The 25,402-nt window shown below is 52.3% G+C and carries 19 protein-coding genes; 6 read left to right on the forward strand and 13 right to left on the reverse strand.

Annotation, left to right across the window (positions count from 1 at the left end; genetic code table 11):
• Nucleotides 1–54: 54 nt before the first annotated feature.
• The 5 genes from M0220_RS11800 to M0220_RS11820 all read right to left on the reverse strand — a co-directional run bounded on the left by M0220_RS11800 (nucleotide 55) and on the right by M0220_RS11820 (nucleotide 5,499).
• Nucleotides 55–1,695 (reverse strand): BCCT family transporter, encoded by a 1,641-nt coding sequence (locus M0220_RS11800; RefSeq protein WP_264017718.1) that lies wholly within the window; start codon nucleotides 1,693–1,695, stop codon nucleotides 55–57.
• Nucleotides 1,696–1,746: 51 nt separating this feature from the next.
• Nucleotides 1,747–2,169: a universal stress protein gene (locus M0220_RS11805; protein WP_030073764.1), complete on the reverse strand. Its 423-nt coding sequence runs from the start codon at nucleotides 2,167–2,169 to the stop codon at nucleotides 1,747–1,749.
• Between the two features lie 181 nt (nucleotides 2,170–2,350).
• Entirely contained in the window at nucleotides 2,351–3,223 is an 873-nt protein-coding gene (locus M0220_RS11810) for a glycine betaine ABC transporter substrate-binding protein (RefSeq protein WP_264017719.1), read from the reverse strand.
• Nucleotides 3,224–3,460: 237 nt separating this feature from the next.
• The gene (locus tag M0220_RS11815; RefSeq protein WP_030073762.1) at nucleotides 3,461–4,297 is read right to left on the reverse strand and encodes an ABC transporter permease; all 837 of its coding nucleotides are present in this window, start codon (nucleotides 4,295–4,297) and stop codon (nucleotides 3,461–3,463) included.
• Nucleotides 4,297–5,499 (reverse strand): quaternary amine ABC transporter ATP-binding protein, encoded by a 1,203-nt coding sequence (locus tag M0220_RS11820; RefSeq protein ID WP_264017720.1) that lies wholly within the window; start codon nucleotides 5,497–5,499, stop codon nucleotides 4,297–4,299. Before M0220_RS11820 ends, M0220_RS11815 begins: the two co-directional genes overlap by 1 nt.
• 457 nt (nucleotides 5,500–5,956) lie before the next feature.
• Here M0220_RS11820 and M0220_RS11825 point away from each other — a divergent pair, with 457 nt between their 5' ends.
• Together M0220_RS11825 and M0220_RS11830 are read left to right on the forward strand one after the other, a co-directional pair.
• Nucleotides 5,957–6,406 (forward strand): hypothetical protein, encoded by a 450-nt coding sequence (locus tag M0220_RS11825; protein ID WP_264017722.1) that lies wholly within the window; start codon nucleotides 5,957–5,959, stop codon nucleotides 6,404–6,406.
• A 270-nt stretch (nucleotides 6,407–6,676) separates the two neighbouring features.
• Nucleotides 6,677–6,880, forward strand: coding sequence for a hypothetical protein (locus tag M0220_RS11830; RefSeq protein WP_035536739.1), 204 nt, complete (start codon nucleotides 6,677–6,679; stop codon nucleotides 6,878–6,880).
• Nucleotides 6,881–6,942: 62 nt separating this feature from the next.
• On the opposite strand, the gene M0220_RS11835 is transcribed toward M0220_RS11830, so the two are convergent.
• From M0220_RS11835 to M0220_RS11855, 5 genes are all read right to left on the reverse strand, one after another.
• Nucleotides 6,943–8,343, reverse strand: a complete 1,401-nt coding sequence (locus tag M0220_RS11835; RefSeq protein WP_264017723.1) for a sigma-54-dependent transcriptional regulator — start codon at nucleotides 8,341–8,343, stop codon at nucleotides 6,943–6,945.
• A gap of 11 nt (nucleotides 8,344–8,354) precedes the next feature.
• Nucleotides 8,355–9,800, reverse strand: a complete 1,446-nt coding sequence (locus M0220_RS11840) for a sensor histidine kinase (RefSeq protein WP_030073755.1) — start codon at nucleotides 9,798–9,800, stop codon at nucleotides 8,355–8,357.
• 98 nt (nucleotides 9,801–9,898) lie between these two features.
• A complete protein-coding gene (locus tag M0220_RS11845; protein ID WP_264017724.1) occupies nucleotides 9,899–11,083 on the reverse strand; it encodes a PQQ-dependent sugar dehydrogenase in 1,185 nt (394 codons plus the stop codon).
• A gap of 117 nt (nucleotides 11,084–11,200) precedes the next feature.
• On the reverse strand, nucleotides 11,201–12,076 hold the full coding sequence (locus M0220_RS11850; RefSeq protein WP_264017725.1) for an AEC family transporter: 876 nt from the start codon (nucleotides 12,074–12,076) through the stop codon (nucleotides 11,201–11,203).
• A 69-nt stretch (nucleotides 12,077–12,145) separates the two neighbouring features.
• Nucleotides 12,146–13,069, reverse strand: coding sequence for a LysR family transcriptional regulator (locus tag M0220_RS11855; RefSeq protein ID WP_264017726.1), 924 nt, complete (start codon nucleotides 13,067–13,069; stop codon nucleotides 12,146–12,148).
• Nucleotides 13,070–13,259: 190 nt separating this feature from the next.
• Here M0220_RS11855 and M0220_RS11860 point away from each other — a divergent pair, with 190 nt between their 5' ends.
• Complete coding sequence (locus tag M0220_RS11860; RefSeq protein ID WP_264017727.1) at nucleotides 13,260–15,218, forward strand: ligand-gated channel protein; 1,959 nt, start codon at nucleotides 13,260–13,262, stop codon at nucleotides 15,216–15,218.
• Between the two features lie 77 nt (nucleotides 15,219–15,295).
• On the opposite strand, the gene M0220_RS11865 is transcribed toward M0220_RS11860, so the two are convergent.
• From M0220_RS11865 to M0220_RS11875, 3 genes are all read right to left on the reverse strand, one after another.
• Nucleotides 15,296–18,451, reverse strand: coding sequence for an efflux RND transporter permease subunit (locus M0220_RS11865; protein WP_264017728.1), 3,156 nt, complete (start codon nucleotides 18,449–18,451; stop codon nucleotides 15,296–15,298).
• Nucleotides 18,451–19,551, reverse strand: a complete 1,101-nt coding sequence (locus tag M0220_RS11870; RefSeq protein WP_030073739.1) for an efflux RND transporter periplasmic adaptor subunit — start codon at nucleotides 19,549–19,551, stop codon at nucleotides 18,451–18,453. Before M0220_RS11870 ends, M0220_RS11865 begins: the two co-directional genes overlap by 1 nt.
• Before the next feature lie 218 nt (nucleotides 19,552–19,769).
• Nucleotides 19,770–21,902 (reverse strand): TonB-dependent receptor domain-containing protein, encoded by a 2,133-nt coding sequence (locus tag M0220_RS11875; RefSeq protein ID WP_264017729.1) that lies wholly within the window; start codon nucleotides 21,900–21,902, stop codon nucleotides 19,770–19,772.
• A gap of 285 nt (nucleotides 21,903–22,187) precedes the next feature.
• On the opposite strand from M0220_RS11875, the gene M0220_RS11880 reads away from it, so the two are divergent.
• From M0220_RS11880 to M0220_RS11890, 3 genes are all read left to right on the forward strand, one after another.
• Nucleotides 22,188–23,144, forward strand: coding sequence for an ABC transporter substrate-binding protein (locus tag M0220_RS11880; protein ID WP_264017730.1), 957 nt, complete (start codon nucleotides 22,188–22,190; stop codon nucleotides 23,142–23,144).
• A 68-nt stretch (nucleotides 23,145–23,212) separates the two neighbouring features.
• Complete coding sequence (locus tag M0220_RS11885; protein WP_030073734.1) at nucleotides 23,213–24,181, forward strand: FecCD family ABC transporter permease; 969 nt, start codon at nucleotides 23,213–23,215, stop codon at nucleotides 24,179–24,181.
• Nucleotides 24,182–24,240: 59 nt separating this feature from the next.
• Complete coding sequence (locus M0220_RS11890; RefSeq protein WP_264017731.1) at nucleotides 24,241–25,377, forward strand: FecCD family ABC transporter permease; 1,137 nt, start codon at nucleotides 24,241–24,243, stop codon at nucleotides 25,375–25,377.
• The last annotated feature ends 25 nt before the right edge of the window (nucleotides 25,378–25,402 follow it).

Raw genomic sequence — 25,402 nt, forward strand, 5'->3', positions numbered from 1 at the left:
ACGGGCAGCCAAATGGCTGCCCGTTTGCGATTTAGTACAAGTATTAACGATTTACTATACCGCTTTAGGCTCGCTCATTAGACCCTTGATAATGGCATAACATGCCACCAGCAAAATAATGGTAAATGGGAAGCCGGTAGACACCGCCATGGTTTGCAGCGCGGTTAAACCACCGCCCAATAGCAACGCAATAGCGATAGCCCCTTCTATAATGGCCCAGAAGACACGCTGTGGCTTAGGCGCATCTACTTTGCCGCCTGCGGTGATGGAGTCAATAACCAACGAGCCGGAGTCAGAAGAGGTCACAAAGAAAATAATGACCAGCAGAATTGCCACAAACGAGGTAATTTGTGACAGCGGCAATTGTTCAAGCATCACAAACAGCTGTAAATCGACGCCTGCATCACGCACGGCCTCAATGCCTTGGCTAACGTACTGATCAATAGCGGTGCCGCCAAAGGTGGTCATCCAGAGTACCGATACAATGGATGGCACCAACAGTACCGAAATTAAGAACTCGCGTACGGTACGGCCGCGGGAAACCCGTGCAATAAACATACCGACGTACGGAGACCAGGAAATCCACCATGCCCAGTAGAAGGCTGTCCAACCTTGACTAAAGTTCGCATCTTCACGGCCAAATGGATTTGAGAGCGCAGGGAGGTGAACAACATAGTTAAGCAAGTTTTCAAAGAAACCTGTGGCTATGAGCAGCGTTGGACCAACGGCAATCACGAAGAAGAGTAGCACCGCTGCCATCGCGATATTGATTTTCGACAGCAGCTGAACGCCCTTATCCACACCCGCTAAAATAGAGCCGATGGCAATAATTGTGATACCGATGATCAGCAGGATCATGGTGATATCGCTTTCCGGTGCGCCGAACAGGTAGGACAACCCTGCGGCTGCCTGGGTGGCCCCTAAGCCAAGCGATGTAGCCAAACCAAACAGCGTGGCGAAGACCGCGAGAATATCGATCAGATGGCCTGGCCATCCCCACACGCGTTCGCCCAGGAGGGGATAAAACACCGAACGCATAGAGAGGGGAAGGCCTTTATTAAACGAAAACAGGGCAAGGGACAGTGCCACTACCGCGTAAATTGCCCAGGGATGAAGCCCCCAATGAAAGATAGTCGCTGCCATACCTAGCGCCGCAGCACCGGCTGCATCACCCTCAGCGCCCGCTAAGGGTGCCCAGCTTCCACCGTCAAAAGACGTTCCAAAGTGGGTCAACGGCTCGTTAACGCCGAAGAACATTAGGCCAATGCCCATACCTGCGGCAAAAAGCATTGAAAACCAGCCCACATAGGTAAAGTCTGGTTTAGCATCAGCGCCGCCTATGCGAATTTTACCCAGTGGCGAAATAATTAACCCAAGGCACAAGATAACGAAAATATTGGCAGCAAGAATAAAGAACCACGCCAAATTGCCGGTCAAGAAGCTAAAAATAGCATCGTAAACGGGAGCAATGGTGTCCTGTAAAGCGAGTGTTAGAATGACAAACAGGAGGATGACGATCGATGAAATCGTGAATACCTTGCCATGCAAGTCAAGGTTAACTCCCATTGTACTTGTGGTGATATTGTCTTGACCGATCACATAATCAGTGTCGATAAGATTTGCCGGCCCCTCTGGGGCTGGAATACCCTCTGAGGCTGGTTCATCGGGTGATAGATTTTGCGGTTTTTTATCCACAAAGCTGCTCCCTTAATTATCGAAATTGTAAGCGTTACAACGCAATGTTCTTTATTGCGGCAACCGAATGAGAAAAACGGAGGCACCCGTATGCGTGGCAACCTTGCCACCATGAGACGGCATAATGGCATCTAGGTGACGTGGTAAATGCGTAGCCATCATGACTAAATCTGCCCCTACCTCATCAATTGCTTTCACCAGCAGCGAATCAACGTTAGCAATGGGGTCGGTTGAGCTATACACCTTGATGCTAACGGGCTGGCCATGAACGCTGTGCCGTTCTTGGGCGAAAGCCTCAAGCTTTTGCTCATACTCTTGGGGTGTGCGGGCGATGCTGGTTGGCGTATTAGCCGTGACGCCGACATAGGTGATATGCGAGTCATATTGTTTGGCAAGGTCAGCAACAACGCGTAACGAGGGTTCAAGAGTTTCTAGGTGGGCAAGGTCTACAGGCACCATAATGTTGTTAAACATGGCAAGCTCCTAGAGTGGCCTATCTGGGTGCTCGATACGGCGTAGTTACTACACTGAATTTCGAGCATCTGATGACACTGGACACATCAATAGAGTGAATGGCTGTAGCCGCTGAACCGGTGTTTTCAAACTCTCCAGTTCAGCGGCTTATGACACTATACCTTGTACAGTTTAGGTACTATTAGGAATTGAGCCACGTTTCTACAACATCTTGGTTATCTTCTACCCACTGTTTAGCATTCTCGTAGGGGTCGCTGTTATCTTCCTGATTCATCAGCATGACCTCACCCATCTGTTCGGGTGTCCACTCAAAGGCATCAAGAATGGCGTAGGCTTCTGGCATGTCATCTTTTAAGCCTTGGCGTACCACGGTGTGAATCTGCTCGGCACCGCCATACACTTCTTCTGGGTCTTCAAGATATTTCAGGTCGAAACGAGCAAACATCCAGTGCGGTGTCCAGCCAGTCACCACGACATCTTCTTCATTGTTAATTGCGCTTGAAAGCGCTGCGGTCATGGTAGCACCGCTACCGCTACGCAGACGCAGTCCGAGATCATAGGTATCCACAACCTCTTCGGTAAGCGCCATTAGGCCTGCACCGGGGTCAATACCGATGATCTCGCCGTTAAAGCTGTCGGCGTTATCGTTTAGGTCAGCGATAGAATCAACGTCGGTATAAGACGGCACAACTAGACCTAGCTTGGTACCATCCAGATTCATGCCGAGATCTTCAACGTTACTTCCTACACGCTCCATGTAGTCAGCGTGGGTAGTCGGCAGCCAAGCGGCAACAATGGCATCTGCATCCCCTGTTGAAAGTGCCTGGAACATGGCGGCGGCCGAAAGTGATGTTAGCTCAACCTCAAACCCTGCTTGTTCGAGTACGGCTGCCATGACATTGGTAGAAGCCACTTCAGACGACCACTCAACGTAGGCAAGGTTGATCGTGCCCTGATCCTGGGCATAAGCCAAACTGCCGGCAGTCATGCCAGTACCAGCAATTAGGGCTAATGAGGCGAGGCGGATGCGGTGATTTAACTTACGAGTTTTCATACTTGTGCTCCTTGGTAAAAGTAGTGGCTTTTATCTCTTCTCTATCGTTGTCTCTATTACAACAGACAATTCACAATAGACAGCGAGTAAGTGCCACGACTGTAATAAACAAGCTAACAAGCGCTGCTTAATTATAAATTTAGATCACACCATTAGCATGCGGATGCCAGCAGAGTGAATCAAGTAGACTGGTCAACGCAGTATTTTTGATAGCTGCGAGCCCCGTCTTAACTAGGCTTATTGCGAACGACGCGTTTTCCGTAGCGATTGCGTTAAACGGTCAAGTAGCATGGCTAGTATGACAACAGCGATTCCAGCTTCGAAACCATCGCCGGGACGCAGTCGCTGAATTGCACGCCACACCTCGCTCCCCAGGCCATCCGCGCCGATCATGGCGGCGATAACCACCATCGAAAGTGCCAACATAATAGTCTGGTTAATCCCTGCCATTACTGTCGGTAGTGATAGCGGAAGTTGTACCTTGAATAATTTTTGACTGCGTGTTGCGCCATAGGCATCAGCGGCCTCAATAAGCTCAACCGGGACCTGACGAATGCCAAGCGTTGTAAAGCGAATAGCAGGCGGCATCGAGAAAATTACGGTCGCAAAAATGGCGGAGACAGAGCCAATACCGAAAAATGGAATGGCGGGTATCAGGTACACAAATGCAGGCATGGTCTGCATGAAATCCAGTATGGGCATGATCAGGCGGTAAAGCCGATTTGATAGGGCTGCCGCAATGCCTACTGGCAATGCGATAACCACGGCCACCAGGGTGGCGAAGACCACCAGCGTGAGGGTCTCTATCATCGGGTTCCAGAGCCCTAGGTTCCAAATTAAGGCTAACCCAGCCACTGCACCAAGTGCTAAGCGGACACCCGCTAACTTCAAACAAAGTAGTGCGATCAAGCCAAGTAGCGCCCATTCAGGTAGCCACATCAAGCTGTCGTTTAATACATCAATGCCCGTTTGGGTAAAGCGAGAGATGCCCCGCGTTACAGACGAGTACTCGCTTGTTAACCAGGTTAAGCCGCTCTCAATCCAATCGCCAAGAGGAATGCTTGGAATATCCATTACTGTTCTCCTGCCCGTGCTAATTCATCCAGTACCGCACCCTTCACAACAACGCCAAGTAACCGCTGCTGATCATCAACAACGGCGATGGGGAAGCTTTTATCGCTAAACATAGCGAACAGATTGTGCAGGGGTTCCTCGGGAGGGACTTTGCGGAAGTCTTGAGTCAGGTGATCAGTAATCGTTTCTGACTTGGCATCAATCGCTCTGCTTGCCGATTCAGCCTCTAACAAGCCGATTAGGCGGCGATCACGGTCAGTGACGTATATTGAATCAATACTATGGTCGCGCATGCGATGTAGAGCCGTACGTGGGCCATCACTGTCACGGGCAGTTGAGCGCACTGGGCGCATAGCACTTTCAGCAGTGAGTACCCTCGAACGATCGACACCTTCAATAAAGCGGCGTACATAGTCATCGGCTGGTTGGGTCAATATTTCTTCCGGGGTGCCGATTTGTACGACTTCGCCATCTTTCAGCAGTACGATACGGTCACCAATATTGAGCGCTTCATCCAAGTCGTGGGTAATGAAGACGGTGGTTTTCTGCATTTTAGATTGCAGTTGCAGCAGCTCTTGCTGCATATCTTTGCGGATTAGAGGGTCAAGCGCTGAAAATGCTTCGTCCATCAATAGTACGGTGGAGTCATTCGCTAGCGCACGGGCTAGGCCAACACGCTGCTGCATACCACCGGAAAGCTGGTTAGGGTAAGCCTCTTCCCAACCATCTAACCCTACTTGTGTTAGCGCGTTTTGGGCAATGTGCTTACGTTCCGCTTTATCTACGCCGCGAATTTCAAGTCCGAATTCAGCGTTTTGACGCACTGTGCGGTGAGGAAATAGCGCGAAGTTTTGAAACACCATAGAAAAATGACGGCGACGACACTCCAGTAACGCCTTTTCGCCCAGCGTGGGAATATTTTCACCATCAATCACTATCTCGCCTTCGGTGGTATCAATCAGGCGATTTAAACAACGAATCAACGTTGACTTGCCAGAACCTGATAGCCCCATGATGACGAGCAGTTCGCCCTCATAGACATCGAAAGAGATATTGGAAAGGCCTAGCGTTTGACCCGTTTTTTCAAGGATTTCAGGGCGTTTTAAGCCTTGGTCGCGGAGCTCAAGGGCTTTTTTTGGCTGCTTACCAAATACCTTGCTTAAGCCGCGTACCTGAATTTTGACAGGGCGTGTCTCGTCCATCAGCGATGCCTATTGCGTGAATGAGCAGCCTTGTGTCGTTGCTCAGTTCGCTTCCTAGTGACCAGATGGCTTTCCCTGCAAACAGCGACACAAAACGGTTCATAATTGAAATTTAAGTTTGGGTTCGGTTATTTATTAATATTTATTATACATAAGTAGACAAGGTGTGTCACAACGCCTCCTGTGCTAGGCGTCCAATGTCGTCACATGTGCCAGTTTGAACCCACGTCCGTTCACTGCTTGTTAATGATTGGAGGGTTTTTTTTTATTTAAATTTATGATTTTTAACAATAATTGTTTTTTATCTGAGTGTAGGCATAGGTTATGCAAGATTATAAGTAACGTAATGATTTTATTTTTAAACTGTCTTTGTCACTGAACCTTTTTTTGGTCGACAGCTTTATGATTGACAGTTTTTACGATTGACAGCTTTTATGTTGGAAGGGAGGTAAGTCGTATGGATAAGCACGCTAAACAAGTTACTAAACGCCCACGTGTACTTACACTATGCATGTTAGCGGCCACCGTAAGCACGCTTGCGCTCGCCGGTTGTGGCAACGGTGACGACGACATGCCGCCTGCAGAACAGCCAGAAACCATGGAGCAGGATGCCACTTCTTCAACGGATCAAGTGTCGTCTGGTGATGACAATACGGCCATGGATACCACCTCAGATCCTATGATGAACGATGATCCTGACGTGGCAGAAGACTCCGCTATGAATGAAGACCCTGGATTAAGCGATGATGCAGCGGCTTCACAAGAACCGATGCCAGAAGCAGAAGCAAATGTTGGAGAAGAAGATCCTGAAGAGAACCCAGGCTTTGGTGAAGGTACTGAACCAATGCCAACCACGGATGAAGATGACACGGATGAGAATGACGACGAGATGAATAGCGGTCAGTAATCGTTAACGCTCCCTACGATGGTAAATCGACCCAGCTGTCTGTTCCCTGCGGCTGCTCCACCCGATTTATCATCTTTTTCCCCCGCGCCCGCGGGGGTTTTTTTTATTTTATGGCAACAATACCAGCGCCTACAACTGGCTTTGCAGAGTTTGTAGAGCGGGTCTTCCCACCCATGCTTTTTTGGCAACCTAGCAAATAGTCACTAAGGTTAAGAGGCGGTGGGTGTAAAAAGCGCCTTTGCAATTAATCAATCAAGGAAGGAGAACGACATGATGTCACTGAAACCTACTGTACGATTATTAGCGTTACTGCTGAGTGTATTGCTGGTTGCTGGTGTGCTATCCGGTTGTGGCAATGATTCACCCCCTAACGCCGATGCAGAGCAAGAGATAGAAGAGCCGATGGGCACGGGGCCGATGGCTAATGATGGAACCACGCCTGAAGAAACGCCAGGAGAGGGCGTTACCGAATAATCTGGCGTCTTATAGAAAGCTGAACCGGTCACTTTGGTGTGTGACCGGTTTATCCTATTACGTTAATCCTCGTTATCTTCCAAACGCCGATAGAGCGTTCGTCGAGCAATACCCAGCACTTCAGCAGTACGCCGCTTATTGCCGCCAGTAGCTTCTAGCACTTTGCGAATATAGCGCTTCTCTACTTCTTCCAAGCTTGGCCAACGCGCTGGTGCAGGCGCTGGCACCTGGGTGCCGGGCAACACCTCGCCACTAAGGGTCGGCGTTATTTCCGAGCCGTTATGTTGGCTGGCCTGCTCGCGTAGCCGTTCTGGCAAATCGTTGTGCTGCAATACACCCTCTTCGCTCAGGGTTACGGCACGCATAATGGCATTTTCTAACTCGCGCACGTTACCAGGATAGGGGTAGTTCAACAGGCTGTTCAGCGCTTCAGGTTCAATTTGTTCAATTTGTTTATTTTGCGCTTCGGCATGTTTGTCAATTAATGCAAACACGAGATGTTCTATATCGGTGCCCCGTTCGCGCAGCGGAGGGATGCGTAGCGAGAATGTTTCAAGTCGATAGAACAAGTCACTTCGGAAGTTTTCCTGCTCGATCTCTTTTTCAAGATTTCGGTGAGTCGCTGCAATAATACGCACATCAACCGGTTCTTCGCGCTCGCCGCCAACCGGACGCACGGTTTTTTCTTGTAATGCGCGCAGCAATTTAGCCTGAAGATTAACGGGCATTTCGCCAATCTCATCCAAGAAAAGGCTGCCGCCCTTGGCACTATGAAACAGACCTCTGCGCGCTTCGTTGGCCCCAGTGAACGCTCCTTTTACATGGCCAAAAAACTCGCTTTCCATTAGATCAGCAGGAATGCTGGCACAGTTCACGGGCACAAAAGGTGCATCATGGCGTTTGCTCTCTTGATGGATAGCACGGGCCAATAGCTCTTTACCGGTACCGCTTTCGCCTAGAATCAAAATAGGCGCATCGCTTTTAGCCAGCCGAGAAGCATCATGAAACAGGGATTGCATGCTTGGGCTTTTGCCAACAATGCCGTGGAAGTGGCTCAATTCAGTATCGTGGGAAAGCGATAAGCGCTGGCGCTCTAAGACGCGAAAGACCGCTTCGCGAATTGCATCTAGATCTAATGGTTTGGTTAGAAAATCATCGGCGCCCAGTTTTAGCGCCTCGACAGCTTGGTCAATGGTGCCAAACGCAGTGATGACAATAATACCCAGCTCGCTGCCACTTTGGCGAAGCTGCTGAAGTAACTGAATGCCGGTCATTCCAGGAAGACGAACATCCGTAATCATCATTGCAACAGGGGTATGGCTAAGTAGCGCCAAGGCATCTTCTGCGCTGGGCACGCCTAGCGTATCGTAGCCCGCGTCGTTAAGTTCTTCTTCCAATAACTCACGTATAGCGGCGTCATCTTCCACCACCAATAAAGGTAAAAGGTGTTCCTGATGGGTCACAAACGTTTTCCTCAAGCGGATGCGGTTTCACTAAGGGGGAGCGTAATTTCAAATCCAGCGCCGCCAAGGCCGCTATTAAATACGCCAATCGTCCCGCCGTGGTCGTTAATAATGCGATGCACCATGGAGAGCCCTAAGCCACTGCCTTGGCCCACCGGTTTAGTTGTAAAAAAAGGGTCAAATACTTGTTGATGTTGTGATGCTGGAATGCCAGGCCCATCATCTTCTACCCACAGCGTTAACTCTTCCCCGTATTGTTTGGCACTAAGACGTACGTGGCCTACGTTTGGCGCTTGCGCTGCGTTACGCAATAAATTGGTGAGCACTTGCACAATTTGCTGACCATTGACTAATAAATGGGGGGGAGGGGAAGGAAGGTCAATATCTAAACGGATATTTCGTGGCTCCAGCTCCTCTTCCACGAGTTCACTTGCACTCAGAATAAGCTGATCGAGGGCTTGCGTGCCTTTCTCTACGTTATGTTGTCGCCCCAGCTCCATTAACTGGCGGACAATTTGGACAATGCGTTCGACTTCGCCACGAATACGACTAAGGCGTGCGCGTTCGTCGTCGCCAATAACATTCCGACGGGCTAAACGCTGAGCTTGGCCATTGATGACGGTTAACGGTGCGCCAATCTCATGGGCCACACCAGCCGCCAAAACACCCAGTTCGGCCAGCTTTTTAGATTTGCGCAAGCGCTTTTCAAGTTCGATTTCGCGCTGCCGACGAGCATCTATGTCGCGATCTTTATCTGCCATGGCATCCAGCATGCCGTTCAACCCTGATGCTAAGCGGCGATACTCTGTCGGGCCATCGACCGTAGCCCGCTGGCTACGGTCGCCATCTTCTACTAGTAACATCACGTGCAATAGGCGGTTAAGTGGCCGCTCAATATAGTGCCGAAAGCCCCACCAAATGCTAAATACAATACCGGCCGCTCCGATCACAAACACCAACACCGCCACAATGCTGATAAAGCCCGTATAGTTTTCAATGCCGGTATTAAGTCGGTTTACCTGCAGGACGCCTTGCACCGTGCCGTCTTGCGCCCGTAGCGGAATCAATGCTGAGTAGTACGTCCAACCTTCTTGCTGGCGGTAATTGCTGTAGAGGTCATCTTGTTCGATAACCTGCTGAATTTCACTCGGTGTGAACAGATCTTTGCCCAAGCCCAGCCCATAAACTTCACGGCCTTGGGTGTCGAACACATAAGCACCATAGATACGATGAAATGAAAAAGCGGATTGCAGTGCTTCTTCTAACGGCGTGTCGCTATCACGAGCGACGGCATAGCTCAGCGATGTGCTCAGTGCCCGTGTGATAATTTCAACTTCAGTCTGCAGCTTGGAACGCACATTATCTTCCAGCGACTTGATGGCCACCAGGCTAAATACCACTAAAACGACAAAGAGCGGCACGATGACCGTCAAAATAATTAAATTACGAAGTCGCATTATGCATCCGTGTGAATAACAGCCGGTCATCAGTGAACAGCATAAACAGTGTATGTAGGCAGTATAAAGAGTAGCGCTTCAGATAACGTTAGTGTGGGTTAATTAACCACCTTTAAACGATAAAGGCTGCCCTGATCACCATCGGTTAGCAAATAAATGGCGTCGTTAGGGCCCTGGCGCACATCGCGAATGCGGCCAATTTGGCCGTCAAGAATGACCTCTTCATCCACAACACGGCCGTTTTCCAGTTGCAGGCGTAACAAGGTCTCGCTGGCTAAACCACCGGCTAATAGCTGCCCCTGCCAGTCTCCAAACGTGTTGCTGGTGACTTCAGTCAGGCCTGAAGGTGCAAAGCGACCCTCAAAGCGGTAAACCGGGTCCACCATGCCAGGCATTGATTCGACTCCGATCGGCTCATTAGTCCGATAATCATTACCTAAACTAACTTCCGGCCAGCCATAATTGCTGCCCGCTTCGATGTGATTAAGTTCATCACCTGTGCGCGGGCCATGTTCGCTCGCCCAGGGCTCACCATTGCTAAGCACCGTCATGCCTTGAATGTTGCGGTTGCCCATGGAATAAATCTCATCCCGGGTACTATCATCGTCCACAAAAGGATTATCGTCAGGGACGCCGCCTGTATCTGTTAAGCGCAGTGTTGACCCTGCATGATCATCGCTTGCCTGGGCACGGGCCGGGGTAACGCCTCGGTCGCCAATGCTCATTAATAGCGTACCGTCTGCTAGCCATGCCAAACGAGAGCCGTAATGGCGTCCGGGGGAAGAGGCGCGGTCCTGTTCAAAAAGGTGTTCGACCTCACCCAATGAATCACCCTGCCACTTCACCCGTGATAGCGCTGAACGGCTGTTATTGCCGTCGGGTTTGCTCCAGGTGAAATAAATCCAGTCGTGTTCTCCCTCCCCAAAAGCCGGGTGAAGAGTAATATCGAGAAGCCCACCTTGTCCCTGGTGGCTGACCGTGGGTAATCCGTCAAGCGCCTGTTGACTTCCGTCTTGATCCACCAGCGTAAGCTGTCCACGGCGTTCGCTGACCAAAAAGCGACCGTCAGGCAAAAAAGCGACTGCCCAAGGGCTGCTCAACCCCTTTGCCACGCGTTCAAGCGAAAAAGTTACCTGTTCGGTTTCCATTGCCTCGTACACCATGTCTGCCTGGACATTACTAAGCGTGCCTGTCAGCACTAGCCCACTAATAGCGGTCAGACACCAGCGGTAAGAGAGAATCGTTAACGCTGCCTGGCGGTCTTGTGTTTGTGGTTGGCGCATTAGCGTTACTCCTGCGGTGATAGCGGGTGATGGTCATGTTCAAGTCTAGCAGTGACTGCTTAACCTGGACGGGGTTCCCTCCTTTTATTGACATATCAGAATGTTATAGCCAAATCGCTACATCAAAAAAGCCAGCAAAATTGGTAAATATACCAGGGCAAGCAGCGTAGAGCAGAAAACCAAGCTGGCGACATAGGCGGGTTCGCGCTGAGCACGCTGGGCAAATAAGTAGTTAAATACCGCCACAGGCATACACATTTGTAGTACCAAAATGCTTTGGGCCAACGGTGGAAGACCAATCCAACCAGCAATCAACCATGCCGCTGCAGCGGCAAGAGGAATACGCACTAGGCTGAATCCAAGGCCCGAGCGTAAGCTTTTTACCTGAATACTGGCGAGTGAAACACCCAGTGTGATGAGCATGAGCGGTACTGTAAATCCAGACATCAGATCTACCGTATTGTCTAACCAAGCAGGCAATGAGGTATCGGTTAACAGCAGTGCCATCGAAATTAAAATGGCATACACCGTGGGTGTTTTAAGCAACGTCTTAATCGGATTTCCGTTGCTATTGAGCACCGCCCCTAACGTAAACTGAAACAGCGATACCGTCACCATCACCGTAATGCCATAGGCAAATCCAGCGCTGCCAAACGCATACAGTACAACGGGTAGCCCCATATTGCCGGTGTTGGGATACATCATTGGTGCCAGTAATACACGCCAACTGCGGCGCAATAGTTTGGCCACCACAAAACTCGCCGCGCCCATAGTGAGAATCACCAGGGCCGTTGCAAGCATCATTTGCCCAAAGCTACTGGCATCGATAGTAGCCCCAGACAGTGAGGTAAGCACAAGCGCAGGTGTACCAATGTTAAATACTAAGCGGGTAATAAAATCGACCGGGTAGGGATGCCCTAAGCGGACCCATAAATATCCCAGTCCAGCGCCAGCGAGTACTGGCGCCATCACGGCAAAAAGTTCGGCGAGCATTCCCATTCCTTGACGATTATTAGCGGCTCATTGTCGTTAATTAGGCCGCTAACTGGCAAGGTGAATTGGTTAATTGGCGTTAACTATGGAGTGATGGGTTTGCCAAGCAGCGGGAACCTGTTCACGTAAAAATGTTAGCAGCGCATTAACCCGCCGTGAGTGATGACCGTAAGCATACAACATGGTGATTGGTAGTGGGGCGGGTTCCCAGCCAGGTAAACAACTGACTAAATCGCCAGGATGATGCTGCTCGCGTTTTTCGACCATCCAATGGGGCAGTAGCCCAATGCCTTGACCATAAGCAATGGCATCAATTTGAAGCACCGTTAAATCGACTCGCAGCCGCGAGCGGGGCGCATGAAAGAGAAAGTCATCGTGATGGGTATGGTGTAACAGTAGGCCGCTAGAAGCGCTATCGAGTAAATCAATCCACGCGTGTTCTTCTAGCTCGCTTGGGTGCTGAGGGTAACCAGCGTTGGCAAGATAGCTGGGGTTGGCATAAAGGCCACGGGTCAAGTGCCCCAAGCGCTCCTGATTAAGACCGCATTCATGTGTTGCCCCTAGCCATATGTGCACACTGTTACTGTGCATTTTAGTTGGGGGTGTTTCGCGGGTATGAAGGGTTAATTCTACTTTAGGGTGGCGGGTTAAAAACGCATCCACAACGCCTGCCATCCAACCTCGTGCCAACGCCCCATGTACTTCCAGGGTTACTTTTCCGCTGATTTCCTCGCGCAGTTCTGCCAATGCTTCATGACTGTGGGCTGCCAATGCCAGCAGTTCTGTGCAGTAGTGATGAAACAGCAAGCCTGCCTCAGTAGGAATCAGCCGATTGGCTTGCCGCCTGAGCAGCGGCTGGCCCAATCGTGTTTCTAGCTGGCTAATACGGCGGCTCAGCGTCGATTTAGCAAGCCCTAGTTTTTGTGCGCTGCGCGTTAGGCTACCGGTGGTCATCACATCGGCAAAGGCGGCAAGTTCATCAAAATCGTACATGGTCGGGGCCACTAGGCAACAATCGAAGCGCTATTGTGACATCTAACGATGGTAATGCAAATAATTGGCATTTGTGTTCCGCTTGGTTGAACGTGCTGTGCAACCTATTTGTGCAAAGATTATGCAAAAATAATAATGCTAACGATTCGCATTTGACTGCAAGAGCTCTTTCACATTAAGGAACCCAATTATGTCCACTCGTTTGCGTCGCGCGTTATTGTCCAGCGCCATCTCTTCGTTGGCCTGTAGTGCCCTATGGGCTCAAGAAACGCCTCGGCTAGATGATGTTGTGGTGACCGCTTCAGGTTTTGAACAGCAAATTACCAGTGCGCCTGCATCTATCAGCGTTATTTCTCGGGAAGAGCTTGAGCGTGGCCACTATCAAAATATCACCGACGCCCTGCGTGACGTGCCGGGTGTGGTTGTTACCGGTGGTGGCGCAGGTGACCGTGGCAATGATATTTCACTTCGTGGTATGCCCTCCCAGTACACCTTGATTTTGGTGGATGGACGTCCGCAAAATTCTCGGGAATCACGCCCGAACGGTAGCGCGGGGTTTGAACAAGACTGGCTTCCGCCGCTACAAGCGATTGAGCGTATTGAGGTGGTGCGTGGGCCAATGTCGACACTTTACGGCTCAGATGCTATCGGTGGGGTAATCAACGTGATCACCCGCAAGGTGTCTGATGAATGGCACGGCAATGTGCAGCTCGACACCGTGCTTCAAGAAAACAGCGCTTCTGGAGACAGCCGCCAAGCAAATTTCTACCTCAGCGGGCCGTTAGTGGGTGAGCGATTAGGCCTACAGCTTTTCGGACGTGCCTCTGAGCGGGATGAAGATGATATTTTGAACGGCTACGAAGAAAAAAGCCTGCAAAGTCTAACCGCGCGGCTGAACTTCGCGGCGAACGATAATCACGATTTCACTGCTGAAGCTGGCATTACCAAACAGGATCGCTACTCACGGGTAGGGCGCTCTGGCGCTGCTGAGGGTTGCAAAGGTGGTTGCACCGACAGTATCGGCGAATACACCAACACTCACGTTGCCGTTACCCACAGTGGCCGCTTTGACTGGGGCACCAGCGAAACCTTTGTGCAGCGTGAGCGTAGCGACAACAAATCCCGCGATATCGAAATTACCAACACTACCGCTAAAGCCAGCGCGGTGATTCCACTAGGTACGCACTTAGTGACTGTTGGAGCGAGCTACGAAGAGGAGTCGCTGAGCGATACCACCACCAACAAGATATCTGACCGGACTGAAATCGACAGTAGCCAGCGGGCGCTGTTTGTAGAAGATGAATGGATGCTGACGGACACTTGGGCATTGACTGGCGGTTTGCGCGTTGATGACGATGATAACTATGGCAGTCACGTTAGTCCGCGTCTTTACAGCGTTTGGAATATAACGCCTGATTGGACGCTTAAAGGCGGCGTTTCAACCGGTTATCGTTCGCCAAACCTGCGTGAAATCACCCCCGATTGGGGGCAGATCAGCCGCGGTGGTAATATCTACGGTAATCCAGACCTTAAACCTGAAACGTCGCTTAACAAAGAGATTGCGTTGCTCTACGCCAACGAGGCAGGTCTAAACGGCAGTTTGACGCTGTTCCACAACGACTTTGAAGATAAAATTACTCGTATTGCTTGTCCTATCGATATCTGTACCGATGGCCGTAATGATTTTGGCAGCGACCCTACTTATCGCGTCAACGTGGATGAGGCGATTACACAAGGGGTAGAAGCCAGTCTGGCAGCGCCGCTGACAGATGCAGTAGCGCTAACGGCCAGCTATACCTTCACTGACTCTGAACAAAAAAGTGGTCAATATGCAGGCGAGCCTTTAACGAAGCTACCGCGTCATCAGGTTTCAGCGACGCTTGATTGGCAGGTTAATTCGCGATTCAGTCAATGGACAAAAGTCAGTTATCGTGGTGAAGAGAGCCAGCCCACTACCGGCCCATCCAGCCGCTCTGTGGTGGCACCTTCCTACACCTTTGTTGATGCAGGAGTGGGTTACAAGCTCAACGATAGCGCCACGGTAAACGCCGGTATTTATAATATGTTTGATGAACGTATTACTTATGAAGAGTACGGCTATGTGGACGATGGCCGCCGTGTATGGTTAGGGCTCAACGTGGCGTTTTAGTACTTGTTTAGCCTTTTTGTTAAACGTTGCGGCCACCTGATCAGGTGGCCGCATGTTTAAGTGGCCCAAGCGTTTATTTAAGGGTGTTGGCTTCGGCCAGGCTGGGTATGTCGTTGGGTAAGCGTCAGTACGCTTATCATTAAAGCAGGCAGGAACGTCACCGTCACGATGGAGGCTCCCAGCAAGCCAAATAAGACAATCGCCCCCACGCCACGGTAAAGCTCGGTGCCTTCACCGGGTAAAAATACCAGCGGCGAAAGCCCGCACAGGGTGGTCAGCGTGGTAATCGCAATCGGTCGCAAGCGGGTTTGTACCGCCTGAAACACGGCTTCCTGAACGGATAGCTGCTTATCGTGTAGCCGTCGGCGTGCTTGGTCGACCACCAGGATAGGGTTATTCACCACGGTTCCCATTAAGATCAAAAAGCCCAGCATAGTAATCATATCGAAGGGCTGACTTAGTGGAGCGATGCCAATGAGTGGCAGCAGGCTGCCTACTGCGTTCATAGCTGCCAGACCCATAATGCCACCCACCACGCCCAAAGGGATGGAGGTAAGGATCAGCAGCGGGTACCCCCAGTGAGAGAAAATCGCTACCAGTAGCAAATAGACAATCACAATGGCAATCAAGAAGTTGCCCATTAGCGCGTCTCGCGTGGCATTCAACTGATCACTCGCTCCTGAAATCGAAATATCCACCGCCGAGGGTAGTTCCCCCTCACGGCGTAGACGCTCCAGCATTCTCTCGGCCTGCTCAACCCCTGCTTCTAGGGCGATACTGGGTGGTGGGATGACATTCAGGGTCACCGTGCGGCTACTATCGACCCGGCGAATAACGCTGGTGTCCATGGTTTCATCAATGCTGGCGACGGCAGAGAGCGGCAACGTCGCGCCGCTAGGAGTATGAAGCAGAAGGTTGGATAGTTGGTCCAGAGGTAGCGACAGCTGGGGGCCATAAAGATAAATATCGATCTTTTCGTCATCGAGAAAGAAATCATCCACATAGGCACCTTCGGTGAGTGCAGCGACTGAAAACCCGACGTCTTCTGCCGCTAAGCCAAGCGCTGACGCCTGCGCCCAATCTGGGCGAATTTGTATTAGCGGCTGATCCAGCGATAGCGATGAGGGTTGGCTCTGAATACGCGGATTGCCAAACTCATTGCGGGCTTCTCGATAGAGGTTATTGGCGGCTTCATAAACAGTCGCCAAATCTGGTCCGGCGATATCCAGGTTGATACTCCGCGTACCGCCATCGTTACTTGAAATAATCGAGCCTTTTGAGGCAAACGCGCGCATTCCTGGAAAGCGTTCGTAGTAGTTGGTAAGTGCGTCCATTAACGCTTCGATGTTACCTGGGTCAGCTGCTTCCGCGACGATAAATAGCCGAGTAGGAGCGACTCGCATATTCATATAAGCCAGCGGTGGCACCTCAGTGTCGCCCGCTAAAAAAGCCGCTGGGTCAGCGTCTACATGGGGTAAAAAGTAATCCTCTACTTGCGCAGCGATTCCCGCCATTTCCTGCAGGCTATAGCCAGGCGGGGGACTCATCACCGCAAAGGTTTTAGGTTCCTCACCTTCGGGCAAGTACTCGGCGGGTGGCGTGAGGACAACGATAGTCCAACCGCTGATCACTACCGTGATGACCAGGATCGCTCCGCGGCGAAAAGGGGTGGCGATTATTCGCTCAAGCCGTTCCCCAGCCCACGAAGGGCGTGAGGCCGCAGAGCTATCCTCATGCTCGTTGCGCATCGAAAAATTAAAGCGCGAACACAGTGACGGCACTAGGGTAACTGCCACCAGCATTGAGGCAAAAATAGCGGCGGAAACGGCAATGGCCACATCAGAGTACAGTTGCCCAGCTTCTTCTTCGATAAACAGAATCGGCAGGAACACCAAAATGGTGGTGGCTGTCGATGCCAGCGTCGCGGGCCAGACTTCCTGCACGCCACGTAACGCCGATTCGATGCGGTCGAGCCCTAAACGGCGGTAGCGCTCAATATTTTCCAACACCACAATGCTGTTATCGACGCTCATGCCAATGGCAAAGGCAATGCCTGCCATGGAAATCACGTTGATCGTGCGCCCCGTTAGCATCAGCCCTAAAAAAGCAGCAATGGTGCAAAAGGGGATGCCAATAACGCCAATAAAGGTGGCGCGAGCAGAGCGCAAAAACAGGTACATCACCAACGTTGCAAAGGCCGCCCCAAGTAGCAGGTTGCTCCATACATTACTGACCGAGGCTTCCACGTAGCGCACGTCATCGGCAGTCAGCACCATTTCCATTCCCGCCGGACGCAGAATGCTGTCGTTAATGGCCGCTATTTCTTCTTCAATGGCGTATTTGATATCGATGACGTTTGCACCGCTTTCCCGCCGAAGATCCATACCAATGCCTGGCTGGCCGTTATAAAACGATAGCTGGCTTAAGCGAGACTGCCCCTGGCGAACCTCGGCAACGTCAGCAAGCCGCACGATGCTATCGCCTTGGCGAGAGACAACCAACTGCGCCAAGGCCTCCGCGTCATCAAAGCGGCCCAGCGTGCGTATCAGATAGCGGCGTTTACCGGCTTCTAATTCGCCCCCTGAAATATCCCGGTTACGCTGGGTGATGGCATCGCGTAATTCGGTAAGTGAGACCCCGCGCTGAGCCAGCGCTCCAGGGTCGACCAAAATTTGTAGCTGCCGCTGAGCGCCGCCATTTACGCCGACTTCCGACACGCCTTCGACGCCTTCCATGCGAGGCCGAACGCGGTCGTCGATAAAGTCGCTCATCAATTGGATATCTAACGCCTTAGGGTTACCGGGTAGCGTACCCACATGAAAACGCAAAAATGCGTCTGTCGAGAAAGCGGCAGAAACAATGCGTGGCTGGTCCACATTGGTGGGATAGGACGATACTTGGCTAAGCGCGTTATTGACTTGAATCAGTGCGGCGGTCATATCCACGCTAAACGGGAATTCAAGCTCAATTTCAGCGCTGCCACTTTCGGCGATGGCTGTCATGCGGGTAAGGTTCGGCACATTGCGCAAGTACTGCTCTTGCTCAATGAGGATCTCTTTTTCGATATCCTGGGGTGTCGCTCCCGCCCAGCGCGTCTCGACCGTAATGGTGCGGGCTTCAATGTCGGGAATCATCTGAACGGGAATGCGCAGCGTGGCGGCAATGCCTAGCAGCAGGAAAATCAGCGCGATAACCGTGACCAGCGTTTGCTGGCGCAGTAGGGCTGCAAACATTACTCGCTCCCCGCCGCGTCATTCTCAACAGCGATATTCTCTACGCTGACCCCTTCGACCAGCGATTCATTGCCACGAACGACGACCTGCTCATCACCGGAGAGACCCTCGACAACTTCCACACGGTCGGCAAAATTAATGCCTAACTGCACACGCTGTTCAGTAACCTGATACGTGTTGTTTTCGTTAGGCGTGGCGACCCATACGGTGACTCGCCCATCTGGGTAGCGGCTTAACGCATCGCGGGGAACCGTCAGCCCATCGCTACCGGTTGAGGCCCGCAGCACAGCATCCACTGCATTACCTGGATACAGTGCAGCTGCTTCAGGCACATGGGCGCGTAATAGGAACGTGCGGGCGCTGGTGTCACTGATCGGCACCATCGTGGCGATAGTGCTCTCGTAGGTGTGTTGACCCACGCGCAGGCTGATAAACGCTTCGTCTTGAAGGGCGGCATAAAAGATTTCAGGTACTTGGAAGTCAGCGCGCAGTTCATCAAGATTAACGAGGCGCGCAACGCTATCCCCTGGCGTGACCCACTCGCCAAGATTAACGCTGCGAGCGCTGACGACACCATTAAAAGGGGCGTTGATTTCATGGCGAGCCAGTAGGGCGCTTAAACGCGCTTGTTCTGCTGTTAAACGCGAGCGTGCGGCGCGGGCCACATTAACGGCGCTGCGCCGAGCGCTAGCTTCAGTCGCCGCGATGTTGCGCCCCACACCCACCGATTCTGCTTCCTGTAGTAATCGTTCGGCCTCTGCCAGAGTGGCCTGGGCCTCCTGTTCTGCGGCGACCGCTGCTGCTAGGTCAAAACGAGCCAAGTCGTCATCCAACGCGATTAACGTGTCTCCCTTGGCAACATGGTCGCCAGGATTAACCGCTACCTGAATAATAAGCCCTGCCACGGATGCTGAGAGCAGGGCATCTTCCAGGGAGTTCACTGTGCCAACCAGCTTTGTTTCGGTATAAATTGGCTCGCGGTTTACAGGGGCTAGTTCGACCCTGGGGGCTGATTGCGCGAAGGAAGCGCTAGAGAGTATTAGGCCGCCGAGCAACAGTAGCACCAAGGCGAGATAGCGGACGAGCGGGTACGCGGTCATAACAGACAGTTTCCTAATAAACATCGAATTCGCTGTTAAGCGGGCGTGGAAGTTGGTTAATAGTACCTAAGCTTTACGCTTACGAGAGATTAACTTAATGAATTGCCAGCATAGAGGTTGGCTACCGCCCAACTTTACGGCGTAAAAAAGCCCTGGCACATGGCCAGGGCAGCAAGGTTTCATTGAAACAGTAAACAGAAACTTCTAGCTAGCAGCGTTTAGAACTCGTAGCGTGCAGATAGCCACAATCGACGTCCTTCTTCACTATTGGCATACACATTGCCAAAGCTAGTGCCGTCACCGTAAGCGCGATAATCAACAAAATCTTTATCGAACACGTTATAAATGGTGGCACTGACGTTAAATTGTTCGGTAAATGCGTAGCTGCCGCCTAAGTGGAACAGTGAATAGGTTTTGAAGTCGCCTAGGTCGTCGAACGAGGGCGCGCCCCTAACGCTTTCACGGTTACGGTAACGCTCGCTGCGATACTCAGCGGAAAGCCACGTGTCCAGCTGAGGCGTGGCTTGCCAGCGCAGCGTAGCATTGAATGCATGCTCTGGCGTGTCGGTCAGTGGCTCGCCACGATTGTTACCGCTTTTCTGTTCACTATCGGTATAGGTGTAGTTGGCCGATAAACGCCAATCTGGTGTGAACTGATAGCTAGTAGCAAGCTCGACACCTTGGGTGACGGCCTCATCAATATTGATGTCTTGGCTATAAACACCGTCAGGCACGAGCGGATCGTTCTCAACAACAATGTCGTTGCCGCTGGCTATTTTGTCGTCAAACTCGTTATAGAACAGTGTGGCGCTAGCGGTGAAGCCTGTCTGGCTGTCGTAATGAGCACTAATTTCGCTGCTGGTACTGGTTTCTGGCTCTAGGTCTGGGTTACCAATCGTCAGTATGGTGCCCTGGCCCGTGACGCCATTAATACCCGCATGTAACGCATTCAGCGTAGGCGTTTTGTAACCTCGGCTGACGCCACCTTTTAGTGTCCAGTTTGGAGTGGTATTCCACACCAAATAGCTACGTGGGCTGAACTGGCTGCCAAAAGCGTCGTGGTGATCGTAGCGGCCGCCAAGCGTTAGCGCCAAATCGTCACGTATCAACCACTCATCTTCTGCGAAGAGCGACCAGGTGGTTTGCTCAAAGGTTTCATTTGCCAAACCATCGTCGAGTTCGGCGTCCCACCATTGCAAGCCCACCGTGGTCATGTGGTCGCCTAGTGGCATGACATACTTGCTGTCTAACACAGTATTGGTGGTTTCTAGTTCGCGAGGCGCGCCGCCCACGATGCCCGGGAAGCCGTCATAGGCAACGCCATTTTCACCAGGAATAGTGCGGCCTTTGGTTTCTGTGAGGTTGCGCATTAAGCTAGTTTCAAGCGTACCTGATGCAAAGCGGCCTGTGTGGCCAATAGCAACTTGCTGACGCTCAAAACGCAGCTCGTCAGCGTAGCCATTCGCGACACCAGGTGCCGGCTCACAGCTACGGGAGCGGCCATCCAATGTGCCGAGCTGGCATTCGTCATTGTTATAGCGCTGTCGGTTAACTTCGCCATCTACCCAAAGATCATGGTCTGAATTGGGCGTCCAAGTTAGCTTACCACCCAGGTTATAGACATCGCCTTCTACCGGGCTGGGGCCACGCTGGCTAACCTCAATGGGATTGCCGTTGCCGTCAGTGTAAGTAAGTTCTGATGCGTCCCGCTCATATAAACGACCGCGTACCTGAATGCCAAGCGTGTCTTGAATAAGCGGTCCGCTGGTATAAAGATTGATTTCGCGGCGGTCACCGAAATCACGATCTTCATTAAATGTATTTTCAATACCTACAGAACCAACCCACTCGCGGTCTACTCGGCGAGTAATAATGTTGATTACTCCGCCCATGGCGTCAGAGCCATATAGCGTCGACATTGGGCCACGAATCACTTCGATACGTTCAATGCTAGAAACAGGTGGGAAGAAGCTGGTAGACGTTTCGCCAAACCCATTAGGTGTGACGCTGCCAGCTGCGTTCTGCCGACGGCCGTCAATAAGAATCAACGTATAGTCGCTAGGCATCCCGCGAATGCTGATATTGCTGCCACCGGTTTTGCCGACTGCTCCACCAACATCAACACCTTCTACATCACGTAACGCATCAGCCACGCTGGTAATGCGCTTGCGCTCCAGTTCCTCACGAGAAACAACGGAAATACTGGCAGGAGCATCAACCAGTGCCTGCTCAAAACCGCTGGCAGAAACAACAATATTGTCCAGTTGTTCTGCTTCTTGGGCTAAGGCCGCGGTGGCGGAGACGCTAAGAGCGACGGCGCTGGCTAAGGCGGTGCGAGTAAAGCGTGGCATGGTGATCCCCTGAGATGAAACTTATTTGCTAATGAAAATGGTTATCAAGCGAGGTGGTGATTCTAAAAAGAAAAGTTCCCATATGCGAGTTTGTTTCATCGAACGCTGTGTTGCTAACTATCGAACACGCGTTTAGGGGCATAAGCAGCATAGTGATAGACGTTGTTAGAAAAACGAATTCAACGCGAGTTGCAGCATCTGGAACGTGCGATTCGTTGGAATAGTAATGCAAGTGCTTTTGAGAATCGTTATTATCATGGCTATAAATTCTCAGGAGCGTCACTTATGGATTACTCGTCACTACGCAAGGGATTGATGGGGATTGTAGTAAGCGGACTGTTGTTAGGTGGATCGTTAGTGAGTGGAACATTGGCAAGCGTTGCTCACGCACGCACGCTGGATACCGCTTACGGAGACGTTGAGGTTAGCGATGCACCACAGCGTGTTGTTACTTTATATGAAGGCGCGCTGGATGCCGCCCTGGCGGCAGGCGTTACCCCCGTTGGCGCAGTCACCACCCGCGGTGGCGATAATGTTGCTGAGTACGTGGAAGCTCACTTCAGTGGCGAGCGTCCTGAGATTGTCGGTGTGGTACGTGAAATCAATATTGAAGCCGTACTGGCTCAGCAGCCCGATTTAATTCTGGCGGCTGCTCAGCTACCAGAACCGCAGTATCGTTTACTTTCTCGCATCGCTCCCACTGTGGTGCCGCATGCTCAGCCGTTAGCGCCCGATAGTTGGGAAGCGGAAGCGCGGCTTTATGGCCAGGCGCTCAATCGTGAAGCGGAAATCGAAGATGCCATTTCAGCCGTTGATCACCGTATTAGCGAATTAGCCGCCGCGATTGATGATGCTAACGCAGGTGGTACTGCAGTGCTGGCGCGCTGGATGCCCAATGGCCCGATGGTGATGTCCAAAGCGCTGATCGCCACTGGGCTATTAGCGAAAGTGGGGTTAGAGGTCCAGGATGCCGGTCTGGTCGATGAAGGGCACCCCCATAGCGATATACTCAGTCTTGAAAATCTTTCCCAAGTGGACGGCGATTGGCTGTTCTTAGCGACGCTTAACGCCGATGGCCAAGCGGCCTTAGATGCCGCCAAGCAAAGCGCCGCTTTCACCCGTTTGGACGTAGTTAAACAAGACCAGGTCGTACCGGTGAATGGCCAGCTGTGGAGCAGTGCTAATGGCCCTTTAGCCGCCCAAGCTATTTTGAATGATATTGAGAACGCATTGTTGCCGTGAAAGATGCCGTGACATCACTACCTAGCGCAGTGAGCAGCGCCAGTCGGCGCTATGCTCCCCGTACATGGATGCTTATTCTGCTCACCGCCCTTGTGGCGGTGAGCGTCGTTAGTTTGCTGATTGGAGCGGGTGAGGTGGGGCCGCAGCGAGTGCTGGGGTTGCTGCTTAGCGCAAGCGACAGCGAAGCGCAGTTTATTGTTTGGGAGCTGCGCACTCCGCGCACCTTGATTGGCATTGTTGTTGGTATTGCGTTGGGCGTTGCCGGGGCGCTGCTACAAGCCATTTCCCGCAACCCACTCGCCGAACCTGGTTTGCTAGGGGTAAGCGCCGGGGCAGCCTTTGCGGTAGCACTGGCACTGGTGCTAGGGGCTAGCGCTGCCACGCTGCGTATTTCGGTTGCCCAGTTAGGGGCGTTGGTGGGCTGTATTTGTGTTCTCAGCGTGGCGCGTTTTCGCGGCGTGGGGAATGACCCCGTGCGCTTGGTGCTAGCAGGGGCGGCGTTTTCTGGGCTGTTAGGTTCGCTCACCTCATTAATGCTGCTGTATGACCAGCGCGCTGCCGATGAGATTCGTTTTTGGGTGGTAGGCAGCCTGGCGGGAAGACGGTTGGATGATCTTGTGGCGGTGCTGCCGAGTTTACTGGTTGCTGCCATCGCGGTGGTTATTATGGCGCGGCCACTGGCGGCGCTGGCGCTCGGTGAACGAGCGGCGAGTGGCTTGGGGCATCACCCCACACTGATCCGCTGGGTAGCCGTAGGCTGCGTGGCCTTGCTGGTGGGCGCAGCCACTGCCATTGCCGGGCCGATTGCCTTTGTAGGGCTGGTGGTGCCATTTGTAGCGCGCGCGTTTGCAGGGCCCGATATTCGCCGCACGTTGTGGTTTTGCCTGCCGATTGGCCCCCTGGTTGTGCTCACGGCTGATATTATCTCGCGTGTTGTCGTCGCTCCTTCCGAGCTGCCATTGGGTGTGCTCACCGCGCTATGTGGCGCGCCGGTATTGATAGCGGTGGTGCGTGCTAAACGGTTACCCATGCTATGACGCTTTTTTTAACACCCTGCCGATCAGGCATCGTGGTGTCATTTTGGTGATGTGTTGATATGAAAATAATGGCGAATCATTCGTCTTTAACGGGCGTTGCCACCCGCCGAAGCCATGCTGTTACAAACCATGCCGCGGAACATGCCGATAGCGTACTAGCGCCAGAGGGCTACTGGCATATCGCGCTGCCCCGTTGGGGCTATAGTTTTTTGCTCGAAAAGCGCGCGCTAGCCGTCAATATGGGTTTGTTGGTTGCGCTGCTGGCAGCGTGCTTGCTTTATCTAAGCTTAGGTAGCGTGCCGCTGGTGCCAAGCGAGGTTATTCCTGCCGTGTTAGGTAAGGGCGATATGATGACGGCCTTTATGGTTCAGGAGCTGCGTCTGCCGCGTTTAATCGCTGCTTGCTTTACCGGAGCGGCGTTCGCACTTTCAGGCATTTTGATGCAAACCCTGGCACGCAATCGCCTAGCCACGCCCGGTATTATCGGAATTGATAATGGTGCGACGGCGTTTGCAGTGGCTTCTATTGTGGGCATGGGCGTGTCGATTGCACCGCCAGCGATGGCCTTGGCTGGGGCGACGACCGCCGCCGTGCTTACCTTTGGCCTCGCGGCAGGCAGTGGCACGCAGGGGTATCGATTTATTGTCGCGGGCATTGGCGTGGGGGCAATGTTTGGTGCTGTCACTCAATTAATGCTGGCACGGGTAGCGATTGACACCGCCAATGCCGCCTACCCATGGACGGTAGGATCACTCAATGCCCGGCCAGGCGGTGCTGTGCAATTGTTGGGAATTGGCTTGGCATTGGGGATTATTGCCGCCTTGGCGTTGGCGCGTTCACTGACGCTACTGCGCTTTAACGACGCCACTGCCAGCGGTCTCGGAGTTCGTGTCAAAGCCCGCAGGCTACAGATCCTGATGCTATCTGTCGTGCTTACCGCTTTTGCTGTTGCCGTAGCGGGGCCGGTGGGCATGGTCGCGCTGATTGGCCCTGAAATTGCCCGCTCGCTTTCCAGCGCCCGCCAGGTGCCCATACTAGCCGCCACGCTGGCGGGAGCACTGGTGATGGTGCTGGCCGACCTTGCTGGGCGCACTCTCTTGGCACCGATTGAAATTCCCGTGGGCATTGTCACGGCGGTGGTAGGCGGGCCCTGGCTGCTATGGATATTAATGCGCCCACAACGGAGCCGCCCATGAACAACTCGTCTCTTTCGCCAGAACT

Origin of the sequence: Halomonas qinghailakensis, assembly GCF_025820815.1 — a bacterium.
Taxonomy (GTDB): Bacteria; Pseudomonadota; Gammaproteobacteria; order Pseudomonadales; family Halomonadaceae; genus Vreelandella; species Vreelandella qaidamensis.

Coding starts and splice junctions, on each gene's coding strand:
- M0220_RS11805 (WP_030073764.1), bottom strand. CDS start 2,169: ATGTTTAACAACATTATGGTGCCTGTAGACCTTGCCCACCTAGAAACT.
- M0220_RS11820 (WP_264017720.1), bottom strand. CDS start 5,499: ATGGACGAGACACGCCCTGTCAAAATTCAGGTACGCGGCTTAAGCAAG.
- M0220_RS11855 (WP_264017726.1), bottom strand. CDS start 13,069: ATGTACGATTTTGATGAACTTGCCGCCTTTGCCGATGTGATGACCACC.
- M0220_RS11890 (WP_264017731.1), top strand. CDS start 24,241: ATGAAAATAATGGCGAATCATTCGTCTTTAACGGGCGTTGCCACCCGC.
- M0220_RS11810 (WP_264017719.1), bottom strand. CDS start 3,223: ATGAAAACTCGTAAGTTAAATCACCGCATCCGCCTCGCCTCATTAGCC.
- M0220_RS11875 (WP_264017729.1), bottom strand. CDS start 21,902: ATGCCACGCTTTACTCGCACCGCCTTAGCCAGCGCCGTCGCTCTTAGC.
- M0220_RS11815 (WP_030073762.1), bottom strand. CDS start 4,297: ATGGATATTCCAAGCATTCCTCTTGGCGATTGGATTGAGAGCGGCTTA.
- M0220_RS11865 (WP_264017728.1), bottom strand. CDS start 18,451: ATGTTTGCAGCCCTACTGCGCCAGCAAACGCTGGTCACGGTTATCGCG.
- M0220_RS11830 (WP_035536739.1), top strand. CDS start 6,677: ATGATGTCACTGAAACCTACTGTACGATTATTAGCGTTACTGCTGAGT.
- M0220_RS11825 (WP_264017722.1), top strand. CDS start 5,957: ATGGATAAGCACGCTAAACAAGTTACTAAACGCCCACGTGTACTTACA.
- M0220_RS11850 (WP_264017725.1), bottom strand. CDS start 12,076: ATGCTCGCCGAACTTTTTGCCGTGATGGCGCCAGTACTCGCTGGCGCT.
- M0220_RS11860 (WP_264017727.1), top strand. CDS start 13,260: ATGTCCACTCGTTTGCGTCGCGCGTTATTGTCCAGCGCCATCTCTTCG.
- M0220_RS11840 (WP_030073755.1), bottom strand. CDS start 9,800: ATGCGACTTCGTAATTTAATTATTTTGACGGTCATCGTGCCGCTCTTT.
- M0220_RS11845 (WP_264017724.1), bottom strand. CDS start 11,083: ATGCGCCAACCACAAACACAAGACCGCCAGGCAGCGTTAACGATTCTC.
- M0220_RS11885 (WP_030073734.1), top strand. CDS start 23,213: ATGCTTATTCTGCTCACCGCCCTTGTGGCGGTGAGCGTCGTTAGTTTG.
- M0220_RS11880 (WP_264017730.1), top strand. CDS start 22,188: ATGGATTACTCGTCACTACGCAAGGGATTGATGGGGATTGTAGTAAGC.
- M0220_RS11870 (WP_030073739.1), bottom strand. CDS start 19,551: ATGACCGCGTACCCGCTCGTCCGCTATCTCGCCTTGGTGCTACTGTTG.